The following is a 14,141-nucleotide window of genomic DNA, read 5'->3' as shown; positions in this document are numbered from 1 at the left end:
GCTGACGGCGGCCGTCGTGGTCGGCGGCGGGGTGCTGCGGCGCAGGCCGTGGCTGTGCGTGGTGTGCGCGTTCCTGCTGCTGCTCGCGCTGGTGCGGCCGGTGGAGTTGCCGAGGTTCGTGGCGGGCTGGCCGCCGGGCGGCTGGCGGTTCGCGATGTGCGACGTCGGGCAGGGCGACGCCCTGGCGCTGTCGGCGGGTCCGGGCGCGGCGGTCGTGGTGGACGCGGGGCCCGAGCCGGACAAGGTCGACCGCTGTCTGCGCGACCTGCGCGTCACCTCCGTGCCGCTGCTGATCCTGACGCACTTCCACGCCGACCACGTGGACGGTCTGCCGGGGGTGCTGCGGGGCCGCAGGGTGGGCGCGATCGAGACGACGGTGCTGGGCGAGCCGCCGCGGCAGGCCGCGGCCGTACGGCGGGAAGCGGCGGCGGCCGGGGTGCCGATGGTGCTCGCGGCGGCGGGAGAGCGGCGCGGTCTCGGCCCGCTGGAGTGGCGCGTGCTGTGGCCGCCGCCCAGCGCGGCGGCGCTGCCCGACAACGGGCCGAACGACGCCAGTGTGGCGTTGCTGGTCCGTACCGGCGGTCTGACGCTGCTGCTGATGGGCGATCTGGAACCGGCCGCGCAGGAGCGGCTGTTGGCGCAGGTGCCGGATCTGCCGCGGGTCGATGTCCTGAAGGTGGCGCACCACGGGTCGGCGTATCAGTACAAGGACCTGTTCGACCGGGTGCGGCCACGGCTCGCGGTGATCTCGGTCGGCGCGGACAACCCCTACGGTCACCCGGCGGCCCGGACGGTCGCGGCGCTGCGGGCGCTGGGGGCGGTGGTGCTGCGGACGGATACCGACGGGTCGATCGCGGTGGCCGAGGACGGGCGGGGGGAGCTGCGGACGAGCGTGGCGGGGAAAGCGGGGAAGGGGCCAGGAACATAAAGGTTTCTTTGTAAAGAAATGCTTGTAAGCAAAGCTTTCTAAAGATAGCTTTAGATACATGGAGGACAAGCCGATGGAGTCCAAGGTCCAGCTCACCGACCCGCGCGCCCTGCGCGCCTACGCGCACCCCACACGGATGTCGCTCGTCGGGCTGCTCCGCAGGGAGGGGCCGTTCACCGCGACGCGGGCGGCGGAGCTGACCGGCGAATCCGTCGCCAGTTGCTCCTACCACCTGCGGATACTCGCCAAGTACGGCCTGGTGGAGGAGGCGCCGCCCGGCCCCGGGCGGGAGAAGCCGTGGCGGGCCACGGCCGAGTTCACGAGTTGGCCCGGCTACTCCGAGGACACGGCGGTCGCGTCGGCGGCCGAGGCGCTGACGGTCGCCGTCGCCGAGAACTACTTCCACCGGATGACCCGGGCCATCGAGACGCGCGGCGCACTGCCCCGGAAGTGGCAGGAGGCCGAGCGCTTCACGGACACGTCCCTGTACGTGACACCCGACGAACTGACCGCGCTCGGCGAGGAGATCGACGCGCTCCTGGCCCGGTACGCCGACCGGATCAACGACCCGGCCCGCCGCCCCGAGGGCGCCCGGCGGGTGCCCTACCTCCAGATCGGCTACGTCGACCCCGAGCGCCCCGAGCGCCCCGAGGACGGCCGCCCTCCGGAGCCCGACCCCGAGGAGAGGTGATCGCCGTGGTGCCGGAACTGCTCAGGCAGCGGCCCTTCCGGCGGTACTGGACGGGCCAGACCGTCTCGGTGCTCGGCGACCAGATCACCTTCCTGGCCATTCCGCTCGCCGCAGTCCTCGTGCTGCACGCCGACGCGGCCCAGATGGGCTGGCTGTCGATGGCGGGCCTGCTGCCCGCGCTGCTGTTCTCGCTCCCGGCCGGGGCCTGGGCCGACCGGCGCGGGCGGCGCAGGCAGACCATGATCGCCGCAGACCTGCTGAGGGCGGCGCTGATGGTCTCGCTCCCGGTGGTCTACGCCCTCGGGGCGCTCACCCTGGCACAGCTCTACGCGGTCGCCTTCGCGGTCGGGACGCTCGCCGTGGTCTTCGACGTCTGCAACGCGACGCTGTTCGTGTCGCTGGTGCGCCCCGAGGAGTATGTGCGGGGCAATTCGCTGACCAGCGGCAGCCGGGCCTTCTCGTTCGTGGCAGGCCCCAGCGTCGGCGGCCTGCTCGTGCAGGTGCTCGCCGCCCCGCTCGCGCTGCTCGCCGACGCCTGCTCGTATCTGGTCTCGGCCGCGCTGCTCGCGCGGATAGCCCCGGTGGAACCACCGGCCGCGCCGCCGCGCAAAGGGCACTTCACGGCGGGGCTGCGCTTCATCTTCCGCTCCCGTGTCCTGCGGTCGATGGTGGCCGCCGCGGCGACGGTGAACTTCTTCAACTTCGTCTTCCACACCCTGGTGATCCTCTACGCCGTCAATCAACTCGGCCTAAATGCGGGGCTGTTGGGCATGGTCATCGGCGCGGGCGCGGTCGGCAGCGTGATCGGCGCGGTGCTCACCGGACGGATCGTGCGGGCGATCGGGGTCGGCCCGACCGCGGTCCTCGGCTTCGTCGGGTTCCCCGCACCGCTGATCCTGATCCCGTTGGCGTCCGGGCCGACCCCGATGCTGCTCGCCGCCTTCTTCGCCGCGGAATTCGCCTCCGGCTTCGGCCTGATGCTGCTCGACATCGCCAACGCCTCGCTCCAGAGCGCCGTCATACCCGACGCCCTGCGCTCCCGGGTCAGCGGCGCCTTCCGTACCGTCAACTACGGTGTCCGCCCGCTCGGCGCGCTCGTCGGCGGCACCCTCGGCAGCGCGATCGGGCTGCGCCCGACGCTGTGGATCGCCACCGTCGGCGGCCTGCTCAGCGTGCTGTGGCTGCTGCCCTCGCCGATACCCCGCCTACGCGAACTCCCCGACGAGGAGCCCGACCCGGCGGCGGAAGCGGAAGCGGAAGCGGAAACGGATGCGGAAGTGGAAACGGATGCGGCGGCGGATCAGAAGACGGCGGCAGCGGCGTAGGGCCGCGCACCCGGCGCCGCTACTCCAGCCAGCCCTCGAACTCCGCGGCCAGTGCGTCCAGCGCCGACGGGTCGAGACCGCCGTCGCTGTCCTCGACGACCACCAGCCACTGGGCGTCCTCGGCGTCGTCCTCGCCCGCGAGGGCGTCCCGGACCAGGCGCGGCTCCTCGCGCGGGGCGAAGCGCGCGGTCAGCAGCTCGGCGACCTCCTCCGCGGCCTCGCGATCGGGCAGCACCAGCACATGTCGTACGTCGCTCACCGCACCAGTGTCCCCGACGCGGTCCGGCGATGTCCGACCCCCGTGGGATGCTGGGCGACGATGGCCAGGAAGACTGCTTCAGACGACCCGCTCGCTCCGCTCACGCTCGCCGTGGGCCAGGAGGACCTGCTGCTCGACCGCGCCGTGCGCGAGGTCGTCACGGCGGCCCGCGCGGCCGACGCGGACACCGATGTGCGGGACCTGGCCCCCGAGGCGCTCCAGCCGGGCACGCTGGCGGAGCTGACCAGCCCGTCGCTGTTCGCCGAGCGCAAGGTCGTGGTGGTGCGCAACGCGCAGGACCTGTCGGCGGACACGGTCAAGGACGTCAAGGCGTATCTGGCCGCGCCCGTGGAGGAGATCACGCTGGTCCTGCTGCACGCGGGCGGCGCCAAGGGCAAGGCGCTGCTGGACGCGGCGCGCAAGGCCGGGGCACGCGAGGTGGCCTGCCCGAAGATGACGAAGCCCGCGGACCGGCTGGCGTTCGTGCGCGGAGAGTTCCGTACGCTGGGCCGCTCCGCGACGCCCGAGGCCACCCAGGCCCTGGTCGACTCGATCGGCAGCGACCTGCGAGAGCTGGCGAGCGCCTGCGCGCAGCTCGTGGCCGACATCGAAGGCACCATCGACGCGGCCGTGGTCGCCCGCTACTACACCGGCCGCGCCGAGGCCACCGGCTTCGAGGTCGCCGACCTCGCCGTCACCGGCCGTACCGCCGAGGCGCTGGAGCGGCTGCGCTGGGCGCTGTCCGTCGGCCAGCCGCTGCCCGGCATCACCTTCGCGCTGGCCTCCGGCGTCCGGGCCATCGGCAAGCTCGCCTCCGCGCCGCGCGGCGCCAACCCCGGCCAGCTCGCCAGGGACCTCGGCATGCCGCCGTGGAAGATCGACCGGGTCAGACAGCAGATCCGCGGCTGGTCCGCGGACGGCGTCTCGACCGCCCTGCGGGCCGTCGCCGAGGCCGACGCGGCAGTCAAGGGCGGCAGCGCCGACCCCGCCTACGCCCTGGAGAAGGCCGTCGTGACCATCGCCCAGGCATCCCGCGCCCGCTCCTGACCGGAGACCGGACTGCCCAGTCCTCGTGAGCAGTCCTCGTACGGCAGCCCTCGTACAACAGAACCGCCCGTCCGGGAGTCCCGGACGGGCGGTCGAAGTCAGTGCTCTCACTGGGTGCGGTCGCGCCCGCGTGGCGAACGCAGATCGTGCGCGACCGCGGTGGTGCGAAGTGCGGGTCCGGGCGGTAGAGGGGCCGCTGGGTCCGGTTGCCCGCGATGAATCGAAAGAGCGGAGATCAGAGAGCGGAGACCGATTGAGCCAGCGCCGACTTCTTGTTGGCGGCCTGGTTCTTGTGGATGACGCCCTTGCTGACGGCCTTGTCGAGCTTCTTGGCGGCGAGACGAGCGGCCTCGGTGGCCTTCTCGGCGTCACCGGCGGCCACGGCCTCGCGGGTGCGACGGATCGCGGTCTTCAGCTCGGACTTGACGGCCTTGTTGCGCAGGCGCGCCTTCTCGTTGGTCTTGTTCCGCTTGATCTGGGACTTGATGTTCGCCACGAAAGAGCCTTCTCAGGTTCGATTGATGCTTGAGTTTGCTGCTTGGGGTTTGCTACTCGGGTTTACTGCTGGGCACTGAAACGAGCAGGTGCCTCGGGTTAGAGGGCACGAGGCACAGTGCTCCAGGCTACCAGCCGTTCACAGGACGGCCCAAACCGGTGCCGGTCCCGCAACCATGGGACGATAGCCCTTACGCCAGCCCCGCTCGCCCCGAGCGACCAGCCCGCCCTACCTGCCGCCCGACCCGCCGCCCGACCCGAGAAAATGGACCCTGCGTGCCCGCGACCCCTTCCCATGTGCCGGAGCCGAGCCGTACCGACCCGGCGTTGATCCGCAACTTCTGCATCATCGCGCACATCGACCACGGCAAGTCCACCCTCGCCGACCGGATGCTCCAGCTCACCGGCGTCGTCGACGCACGCCAGATGCGCGCCCAGTACCTCGACCGGATGGACATCGAGCGCGAGCGGGGCATCACGATCAAGTCGCAGGCCGTCCGGCTGCCCTGGGCGCCGACCACGGGCGACGGCACCGGCAGCACGCACATCCTGAACATGATCGACACACCGGGCCACGTCGACTTCACCTACGAGGTCTCGCGGTCGCTGGCCGCCTGCGAGGGCACGGTCCTGCTGGTCGACGCGGCGCAGGGCATCGAGGCGCAGACCCTCGCCAACCTCTACCTGGCGATGGAGAACGACCTGACGATCGTTCCCGTGCTGAACAAGATCGACCTGCCGGCCGCCCAGCCGGAGAAGTTCTCCGAGGAGCTGGCCAACCTCATCGGCTGCGACCCGTCCGATGTGCTCAAGGTCTCGGCGAAGACCGGCGTCGGCGTGGACGCGCTGCTCGACCGGGTGGTCCAGGACGTGCCGCCGCCGGTCGGCGTCGCCGACGCGCCCGCCCGCGCGATGATCTTCGACTCGGTCTACGACTCCTACCGGGGCGTGGTCACCTACGTCCGTGTCATCGACGGCCGGCTCGGCAAGCGTGAGCGGATCAAGATGATGTCCACCGGCGCCACCCACGAGCTGCTGGAGATCGGCGTCTCGTCGCCCGAGATGAAGCCGCACGACGGTCTCGGCGTCGGCGAGGTCGGCTATCTGATCACGGGTGTGAAGGACGTACGGCAGTCCAAGGTCGGTGACACCATCACCACCTTGAACCGCGGCGCGACCGAGGCGCTGGGCGGCTACAAGGACCCCAAGCCCATGGTGTTCTCCGGCCTCTACCCGCTGGACGGCTCCGACTACCCCGAGCTGCGCGAGGCGCTGGACAAGCTCCAGCTCAACGACGCGGCGCTGGTCTACGAGCCGGAGACGTCCGCCGCCCTCGGCTTCGGCTTCCGCGTCGGCTTCCTCGGCCTGCTGCACCTCGACGTGATCCGTGAGCGCCTGGAGCGCGAGTTCGGCCTCGACCTGATCGCGACCGCGCCCAACGTGGTCTACCGCGTCGTCATGGAGGACCGCACCGAGTTCACGGTCACCAACCCCAGCGAGTTCCCCGAGGGCAAGATCGCCGAGGTCTACGAGCCGGTGGTCAGGGCGACGGTGCTGGCGCCCACCGAGTTCATCGGCGCGATCATGGAGCTGTGCCAGAACCGGCGCGGTTCGCTACTCGGCATGGACTACCTCTCCGAGGACCGGGTCGAGATCCGTTACACCCTGCCGCTGGCCGAGATCGTCTTCGACTTCTTCGACAACCTGAAGTCCAAGACCCGCGGCTACGCCTCGCTCGACTACGAGCCCACCGGCGAGCAGAGCGCCGACCTGGTCAAGGTCGACATCCTGCTGCACGGCGACAAGGTGGACGCCTTCTCCGCGATCACCCACAAGGACAAGGCGTACGCGTACGGCGTCCGGCTGGTGGCCAAGCTGCGCGAGCTGATCCCGCGGCAGAACTTCGAGGTGCCGATCCAGGCCGCCATCGGCGCCCGCGTGATCGCCCGCGAGACCGTCCGCGCCATCCGCAAGGACGTGCTGGCCAAGTGCTACGGCGGTGACATCTCGCGCAAGCGCAAGCTGCTGGAGAAGCAGAAGGAAGGCAAGAAGCGGATGAAGATGGTCGGCAACGTGGAGGTGCCGCAGGAGGCGTTCATCGCCGTCCTGTCGACCGACTCCGAGGGCGAGTCGAAGGCCAAGAAGTAGTGAGGTAAACGGGGCATCCGGGGCAATCGGCGGGCCTTCCCCTCTTACGCGCCGGGCGTCGGCCCTCTACCCTGATCCGACGTAGGTTACTGGTGAGTTAAGAACACAGGCGCGGGCCCGGAGGTTGTCGTGACCGACACACAGACGTTGATCGAGAATCGGCCGCCCTCCGTGGCGACGCTCTTTCTGGAGCGCGTGACGGCGACCCCCGACGCGGAGGCGTACCGTTTCCCGGTCCCGTCCGAGAGCGGCCAGGGTCCCGACACCTGGCAGGCGCTCACCTGGGGCGCCGCCGCCGAGCGGGTCCACGCCATCGCCGCCGGCCTGATGGACCTCGGCATCCGGCCCGAGGAGCGGGTGGCGATCTCCTCCAATACCTCGGTCGACTGGATCCTCGCCGACCTGGGCATCCTGTGCGCGGGCGCTGCCACCACCACCGTCTACCCGAGCACCAACGCCGACGAGACCGCGTTCATCCTCGCCGACTCCGGCAGCCGCGTCCTGATCGCGGAGAACGCGGCGCAGCTCGCCAAGGCGCGCGAGCGCCGGGCCGAGCTCCCCGAGCTGACGCATGTCGTGGTCATCGACGCGGCCGGGGCGGCCGACACGGACGGCGACGGCTGGGTGCTGTCGCTCGACGAGCTGATCAAGCGCGGCGCCGCCTACCTGGAGCAGCACCCGGCCGCCGTCACCGACGCCGTCGCCGCCATCACCAAGGACCAGCTCGCCACCCTCATCTACACCTCCGGCACCACGGGCCGCCCCAAGGGCGTACGGCTGCCGCAGGACTGCTGGGCGTACATGGCGCGCGCCATCGAGGCGATCGGGCTGCTCGACGAGAACGACGTGCAGTACCTGTGGCTGCCCCTCGCGCACGTCTTCGGCAAGGTGCTGACCGCCGGGCACATCACCGTCGGCCACGTCACCGCCGTCGACGGCCGCGTCGACAAGATCATCGAGAATCTGCCGGTCGTCCAGCCGACCTATATGGCCGCCGTGCCGAGGATCTTCGAGAAGGTCTACAACGGGGTCGCCGCCAAGGCCAGGGCGGGCGGCGGCGCCAAGTACAAGATCTTCCTGTGGGCGGCGGAGGTCGCCCGCGAGTACGCCAAGGCCGCGCAGAGCAGCATGCGGCTGACCGGCGTCCCGACCGTGCCGGTCGGCCTGCGCACCAAGCACGCGCTCGCCGACAAGCTCGTCTACGCCAAGATCCGCGAGGCGTTCGGCGGGAAGCTGCGCGCCTGCGTGTCCGGCTCGGCCGCGCTCGCCCCCGACATCGGCTACTTCTTCTCCGGCGCCGGAATCCACATCCTGGAGGGCTACGGCCTCACCGAGTCCAGCGCCGCCAGCTTCGTCAACCCCGGCGAGTCGTACCGCACCGGCACCGTCGGCAAGGCGCTGCCCGGCCTTGAGGTCCGGATCGCCGAGGACGGCGAGATCCTGTTGCGCGGCCCCGGCATCATGCAGGGCTACCACGGGCTGCCCGAGAAGACCGCCGAGGTGCTGGAGTCCGACGGCTGGTTCCACACCGGCGACATCGGCGAGCTGTCGCCCGACGGCTTCCTGAAGATCACCGACCGCAAGAAGGACCTGATCAAGACCTCGGGCGGCAAGTACATCGCGCCCGCCGAGGTCGAGGGACAGTTCAAGGCGGTGTGCCCCTTCGTCAGCAATGTCCTGGTCGTCGGCGGCGGCCGGAATTTCTGTACGGCGCTGCTCGCCCTCGACGAGCCCACCCTTCTCGTCTGGGCCGCGGAGCACGGCCTCGAAGGCCGCTCCTACGCCGATGTCGTCGGCACCGACGAGGTCCGCGAACTCATCGCCGGTTACGTCCAGCGCGTCAACGACAGCCTCCAGCGCTGGCAGCAGATCCGCGAATTCCGTGTCCTGCCCCGTGACCTCGACATCGAGCACGGCGACCTCACCCCGAGCCTGAAGCTCAAGCGCCCGGTCGTCGAGCGCGAATTCGCCCCGCTGATCGAGGAGATGTACGCCGGAGCGCGCGAGGCGTAAGCCCGCCACGGGCGGCGCGCAGGGTACCCCTCGCGGGCGCGCCGCGCGCGCAGTTGGCGGGGCGGGGACCGGTTCGGGGGATCCCGGGGGTCACGCGGCGCGTTCGGACGGGTTCCGTGTGTCACGGTGTGTGCGTTGTCGCCGCATCCCCGGGAGCCGCCTGTGAGGCTCGACCCGCCACGCCCCCGCGAGGGCACCGGCACCCGTACCGCCAGCACCCGTACCGGCGCCGATATCGGTACGAGCACTGGTACCAGCACCGGCACTGGTACCAGCACCGGCACCGGTATCAGCACCAGCACCGCCGTCGGCACCACGCTGCCCGGCAACCAGCTCGCGGCGGGCGCCGCCCGGCGCTTCCTGCGGGCCGCGCTCGCCGACTGGACGAGCCAGGGCCTGCCGGAGGCCGCCGCGTTCGCCGAACAGGTCGTGGACGACGCGATCTTGCTGGTCAGCGAGCTGGTGACCAACGCGGTGATCCACGCGGGCACCACCGTGGACGTCCTGTGCCGGCTGGAAACGAGAGCGGAAACGAGAGCGGAGGCGGCGGCGGAGGCGTTCGGGGACAGCGGGTCGCGCGAGCCCGGCCTGGTGATCGAGGTGTCCGACCAGTACCCGGCACGGGTGCTGCGCGGCGACGACCGGCCGGACCCCGGTGACCACAGGGAAGGCGGTCGCGGCCTGCAACTCGTCGCCGCCCTGTCCGACGCCTGGGGCATCAGCTACCGCCGCGACCGCAAGACCGTCTGGTACCGCCTCGACCTCACCGGCCCGCCCCCGCCCGCCGGGGGTGAGGAGCCGCCCCCGCCCGCCGGGAGCGAAGGGCGCGAGGAGCCGCTCCGGCGCGACCTGCGGGCCGCCGCGATCCTCGCGCCCGCGCCTGCCGGCTCCGCCCGAAAAGCGGACTCCGACTGGATCAACCGCGGCTCCCTGTCCTTTCTCGCCGAGGCGTCCGACCTGCTCGCGGGCCAGCTCGACGAGGACAACGTGGCCGTGCTGGCGACCCAGCTCCTCGTGCCGCGGCTCGCGGACTGGTGCGCGGTCTGGCTCTACGGGACCGGCGGGCGGCCACGGCTGTCCAGCGTCTGGCACGGCGCGGAGCACCGTATCGACGGCCTGCGCGCCGTACTGGAGAAGTCCCCGCCCCCGCCGGGCCTGCGCTCAGGCACCCGCCTCGGCGGCGCCATGCCGTGGCCGTGGCCGGCCACCGACGACAGGTGGGAGCACGGCGGCGCGCTGGCCGTACCGCTGGTCGCCGCCGGGCGCTGGCACGGCACGCTGCTGCTCGGCCGCACCGGCCTGCTCGGTCTGCCGGGCGAGGTGGTCGGCCTGGTCGAGGACTTCGGGCGCCGGGTCGCGCTCGCCGTGGACACCGCGCGGCAGTACGCCCGCCAGGCGATGATCAGCACCGTTCTGCAACGCGGCCTGCTGCCGCCCGCCGCGGGCCGTATCCCCGGCGTCGACCACGCCGTGGTGTACGAGCCGACCGCGGGCGACTGGGTCGGCGGCGACTTCTACGACCTGTTCCCCGCGGGCGACGGCCGCTGGTGCTTCGCCCTCGGCGACGTCTGCGGCAACGGCCCCGAGGCCGCCTCGCTGACCGGCATCGCCCGCCCGGTCCTGCGGCTGCTGGCCCGCGAGGGCTACGGCGTCCCCGACGTCCTCGACCGGCTCAACAAGGCGCTCGCCGACGAGGCCGCCACCGCCCTGATCGGCGAGACCGGCGACTGGGAGGGCGGCCAGGCCCGCTTCCTGTCGCTGCTCTACGGCGAGATCGTGCCGTACGCCACAGGCCGCGGCGCCCGCTGCACGCTCGCCTCGGCCGGTCACCCGCTGCCGTTGGTCCTCACCCCGGACGGGCGGGTGCGCGAGGCCGCGCGCCCGCAGATGCTGCTCGGCATCGGCGACGACACGCGGTACGACTGCGAGTCCTTCGACCTCACGCCCGGCGAGACGCTGCTGTGCGTCACCGACGGCGTCACCGAACGCCGCCGCGGCCACCGGCAGTTCGACGACGACGACGGTCTGGCGGCGGCGCTCGGCGGCTGCGTCGGGCTGAACGCCGTCGCCGTCGCGGAACGCATCAGGCGCGCGGTCCACGAGTACGACGACGCGCCGCCCGCCGACGACCTGGCGCTGCTGGTCCTCCAGGCCGTGTGACCGCACCGGACCCGGGACCCGAGCGGTGCCGGGACCGTACGGATTCAGGCACCTCGCGCGTACCGGATACTGGACAGATGCCTTCCGTACTGCCTGATGGTGAGCCCGTGCCCGCGGACGGGACGCTGCCCGCGCACGCGCTCGACGGGGCGGCGGACCGGCCGCTCGGTTTCTACCTGCACGTGCCGTACTGCGCGACGCGCTGCGGCTACTGCGACTTCAACACCTACACCGCCACCGAGCTGCGCGGCTCGGGCGGCGCCCTCGCCTCCCGCGAGAACTACGCGGACGTGCTCACCGACGAGATCCGGCTGGCCAGGAAGGTCCTGGGCGACGACCCGCGCCCGGTCGAGACGGTCTTCGTCGGCGGCGGCACCCCGACGCTGCTGCCCGCCGCCGACCTCGTCGGCGCCCTGGCCGCGATCCGCGACGAATTCGGCCTCGCCGACGGCGCCGAGATCACCACGGAGGCCAACCCGGAGTCCGTCGACCCCGGCTACCTCGCGGAACTGCGCGCGGGCGGCTTCAACCGGGTGTCGTTCGGGATGCAGAGCGCGCGGCAGCACGTACTGAAGGTGCTGGACCGCACCCATACCCCCGGGCGGCCCGAGGCATGCGTCGCCGAGGCGCGCGCCGCCGGATTCGAGCACGTCAACCTCGACCTGATCTACGGCACGCCGGGGGAGTCCGACGACGACTGGCGCGCCTCCCTGGACGCCGCCGTCGCCGCGGGTCCCGACCACGTGTCCGCGTACGCGCTGATCGTCGAGGAGGGCACGGGGCTCGCCCGGCGGATCCGGCGCGGCGAGGTGCCCATGACCGACGACGACGTGCACGCCGACCGCTACCTCATCGCGGACGAGCGGCTGGCCGCCGCGGGCTTCAGCTGGTACGAGGTTTCCAACTGGGCCACCACCCCCGCCGGGCGCTGCACCCACAACGAGCTGTACTGGACCGGCGCCGACTGGTGGGGCGCGGGGCCCGGCGCCCACAGCCACGTCGGCGGGGTGCGCTGGTGGAACGTCAAGCACCCCGGCGCCTACGCGCAGGCCCTCGGCGAAGGACGCTCACCCGGCGCGGGACGGGAGATCCTCACCGCGCAGGACCGCCGCGTCGAGCGCGTCCTGCTGGAACTGCGCCTCGCCGACGGCTGCCCCCTCGACCTCCTCGCCGAGGAGGGCGCCCGCGCCGCCGCCCGCGCGGTAACGGACGGCCTCCTGGAGGCCGGTCCTTACGCGGACGGCCGCGCCGTCCTCACCCTGCGCGGCCGGCTGCTGGCCGACGCCGTCGTACGGGACCTGGTGGACTAGAGACTCCTTATACGGCGCCGTCACGAAGTTTTACGGCGCTGTCACGAAGTCGATCAGCTCCTCGACCCTGCCCAGCAATTCCGGCTGGAGGTCCTTGTACGTGTGGACCGACGCCAGGATCCGCTGCCACGCCTCACCCGTGGTCATGTTCCAGCCGAGGCTGCGGCAGATCCCGGTCTTCCAGTCCTCGCCGCGCGGGACGCGCGGCCACTCCCGGATGCCGACGGAGGCCGGCTTCACGGCCTCCCACACGTCGATATAGGGGTGGCCGACGATCAGGACGTTCGCCCCGGTGACCGCCGCCGCGATACGGGACTCCTTGGAGCCCGGCACCAGGTGGTCGACCAGGACGCCCAGGCGGGCGTCGGGACCCGGTGAGAAGGAGTCGACGATGGCCGGGAGGTCGTCCACCCCCTCCAGGTACTCGACCACGACGCCCTCGACGCGCAGGTCGTGCCCCCAGACCCGCTCGACCAGTTCCGCGTCGTGCTTGCCCTCCACGTAGATCCGCCCCGCCCGCGCCACCCGCGCCTTGGCGTCGGTGACCGCGATCGAGCCGGAGGCGGACAGCAGCGGGCCGCGCGGGCCCGGCGCCTGCGGGCGCACCAGGGTGACCTGCTTGCCGTCGATGAGGAAGCCGCGCGGCTCCATCGGGAAGACACGATGTTTGCCGAAGCGGTCCTCCAGAGTGACCGTCAGCCCCTCGGCGGTCTTCTCCACCCGCACCACGGCCCCGCAGAAACCGGTGCCGACCTCCTCCACCACCAGATCCCGCTCGGCGGCCACCTCGGGCGCGGGCGTACTCCGCTTCCATGGCGGAGTGAGATTTGGGTCGTCGTAACTCCTGCTGCGCATGAGGGAGATCGTAGCCAGGGCGGCTACGCGACGGACCCGAAGCGGGCCGCCAGCGCGTCGCGCTGGGCCCGTACGAAGCGGGCGTCGACCACCGCGCCGTGACCGGGCACGTAGCGGGCGGTCTCGCCGCCGAGGGCGAGCAGCGCGTCCAGGGTGCCGGGCCAGCGGTCGGGCGCCGCGTCGTCGTCGGCCTGCGGCTCGCCCGACTCCTCGACCAGGTCGCCGCAGAAGACCACCGCGGGATCGCTCGGGGTGGCGCCCGGCACGACCACCACCAGGTCGTTGCGGGTGTGCCCCGGGCCGGGGTGGACCAGCAGCACCGGACGGTCGCGGCCCAGGTCCAGGGCGTACTCACCGCTGACCTGGTGGCCGGGCAGCACCAGGGCCTCGGCGGCCCGCGCCGCCTCCGCCGGGTCGGTGCCGAAAGCGACCGCCGACTCGCGCAGCGCCTCCCGCTCGCGCCGCAGCAGCGCGGTCAGCGACGTCTGCCCGTACACCTCGGCGCCGGGGAAGGCCGCCGTGCCGAAGACGTGGTCGAAATGGCCGTGGGTGAGCGCGACATGGGTCACGGTCCGGCCGGTCAGCGCCTCGACCTGGGCCCGCAGTTCGGCGCCCTCCCGCAGCGTGGAGCCGGTGTCGACCAGCAGCACACCGTCGTCGCCGACCACCAGTCCGATGGTCACATCCAGATGCGGCAGCCGCCGCCGCGCGACACCGGGAGCCAACTGCTCCCACCCCGTGCCCTCCGCCGGCTCCGCCGGTTCCGCAGATCTCACGTGACCGACGCTATCGCCGCCGCGCCCGCGCCGCCCGTCGTCCCCGCCGCCTCCTCCCGCGCCGCCCTGTCACCCCGGACCGCCGCCCATCCCGCCACACTTCGCCCACCCGTACGGTGCCCTTGCCTCGCCCT

Annotated in this window: 12 protein-coding genes; 8 read left to right on the top strand and 4 right to left on the bottom strand. The window is 72.1% G+C overall.

All coding sequences use genetic code 11. The annotated features are described in order from the left end of the window. The 3 genes from BGM09_RS08460 to BGM09_RS08450 form a co-directional block, all read left to right on the top strand. A partial coding sequence (locus tag BGM09_RS08460) for a ComEC/Rec2 family competence protein (protein WP_188280825.1) occupies positions 1 to 928 on the top strand: 928 nt, incomplete at its 5' end. 58 nt (positions 929 to 986) lie between these two features. Then, entirely contained in the window at positions 987 to 1,619 is a 633-nt protein-coding gene (locus BGM09_RS08455) for a winged helix-turn-helix domain-containing protein (protein WP_223186498.1), read from the top strand. Beyond that, on the top strand, positions 1,616 to 2,944 hold the full coding sequence (locus BGM09_RS08450; RefSeq protein ID WP_188280824.1) for an MFS transporter: 1,329 nt from the start codon (positions 1,616 to 1,618) through the stop codon (positions 2,942 to 2,944). Before BGM09_RS08455 ends, BGM09_RS08450 begins: the two co-directional genes overlap by 4 nt. Positions 2,945 to 2,963: 19 nt before the next feature. Here the strand turns inward: BGM09_RS08450 and BGM09_RS08445 are convergent, their stop codons facing one another. Next, the gene (locus tag BGM09_RS08445) at positions 2,964 to 3,203 is read right to left on the bottom strand and encodes a hypothetical protein (protein WP_188280823.1); all 240 of its coding nucleotides are present in this window, start codon (positions 3,201 to 3,203) and stop codon (positions 2,964 to 2,966) included. Positions 3,204 to 3,263: 60 nt separating this feature from the next. Between BGM09_RS08445 and holA the strand changes: the two genes are divergently transcribed. After that, the gene (holA, locus tag BGM09_RS08440; protein ID WP_188280822.1) at positions 3,264 to 4,250 is read left to right on the top strand and encodes a DNA polymerase III subunit delta; all 987 of its coding nucleotides are present in this window, start codon (positions 3,264 to 3,266) and stop codon (positions 4,248 to 4,250) included. Positions 4,251 to 4,485: 235 nt separating this feature from the next. Here the strand turns inward: holA and rpsT are convergent, their stop codons facing one another. Further along, positions 4,486 to 4,746 (bottom strand): 30S ribosomal protein S20, encoded by a 261-nt coding sequence (gene rpsT, locus BGM09_RS08435; RefSeq protein ID WP_188280821.1) that lies wholly within the window; start codon positions 4,744 to 4,746, stop codon positions 4,486 to 4,488. Positions 4,747 to 5,021: 275 nt separating this feature from the next. Here rpsT and lepA point away from each other — a divergent pair, with 275 nt between their 5' ends. From lepA to hemW, 4 genes are all read left to right on the top strand, one after another. Next, positions 5,022 to 6,893 carry a translation elongation factor 4 gene (lepA, locus tag BGM09_RS08430; RefSeq protein ID WP_411158279.1) on the top strand — a complete coding sequence of 624 codons (1,872 nt, stop codon included), beginning with the start codon at positions 5,022 to 5,024 and terminating at the stop codon, positions 6,891 to 6,893. 129 nt (positions 6,894 to 7,022) lie between these two features. Next, positions 7,023 to 8,906: an AMP-dependent synthetase/ligase gene (locus tag BGM09_RS08425; protein ID WP_188280820.1), complete on the top strand. Its 1,884-nt coding sequence runs from the start codon at positions 7,023 to 7,025 to the stop codon at positions 8,904 to 8,906. A gap of 162 nt (positions 8,907 to 9,068) precedes the next feature. Further along, the gene (locus BGM09_RS08420) at positions 9,069 to 11,066 is read left to right on the top strand and encodes a SpoIIE family protein phosphatase (RefSeq protein WP_411158278.1); all 1,998 of its coding nucleotides are present in this window, start codon (positions 9,069 to 9,071) and stop codon (positions 11,064 to 11,066) included. A 77-nt stretch (positions 11,067 to 11,143) separates the two neighbouring features. Beyond that, positions 11,144 to 12,376 carry a radical SAM family heme chaperone HemW gene (gene hemW / locus BGM09_RS08415; protein WP_188280819.1) on the top strand — a complete coding sequence of 411 codons (1,233 nt, stop codon included), beginning with the start codon at positions 11,144 to 11,146 and terminating at the stop codon, positions 12,374 to 12,376. A gap of 30 nt (positions 12,377 to 12,406) precedes the next feature. Here the strand turns inward: hemW and BGM09_RS08410 are convergent, their stop codons facing one another. Continuing rightward, entirely contained in the window at positions 12,407 to 13,231 is an 825-nt protein-coding gene (locus BGM09_RS08410) for a DUF3097 domain-containing protein (RefSeq protein WP_188280818.1), read from the bottom strand. A gap of 23 nt (positions 13,232 to 13,254) precedes the next feature. After that, the gene (locus BGM09_RS08405; protein ID WP_188280817.1) at positions 13,255 to 14,007 is read right to left on the bottom strand and encodes an MBL fold metallo-hydrolase; all 753 of its coding nucleotides are present in this window, start codon (positions 14,005 to 14,007) and stop codon (positions 13,255 to 13,257) included. Positions 14,008 to 14,141 lie beyond the last annotated feature (134 nt).

It is taken from the genome of Streptomyces sp. CBMA29, from assembly GCF_014596445.1.
In the GTDB taxonomy this organism is placed as follows: Bacteria; Actinomycetota; Actinomycetes; order Streptomycetales; family Streptomycetaceae; genus Actinacidiphila.
This window is presented reverse-complemented; position numbering and strand designations above follow the sequence as displayed.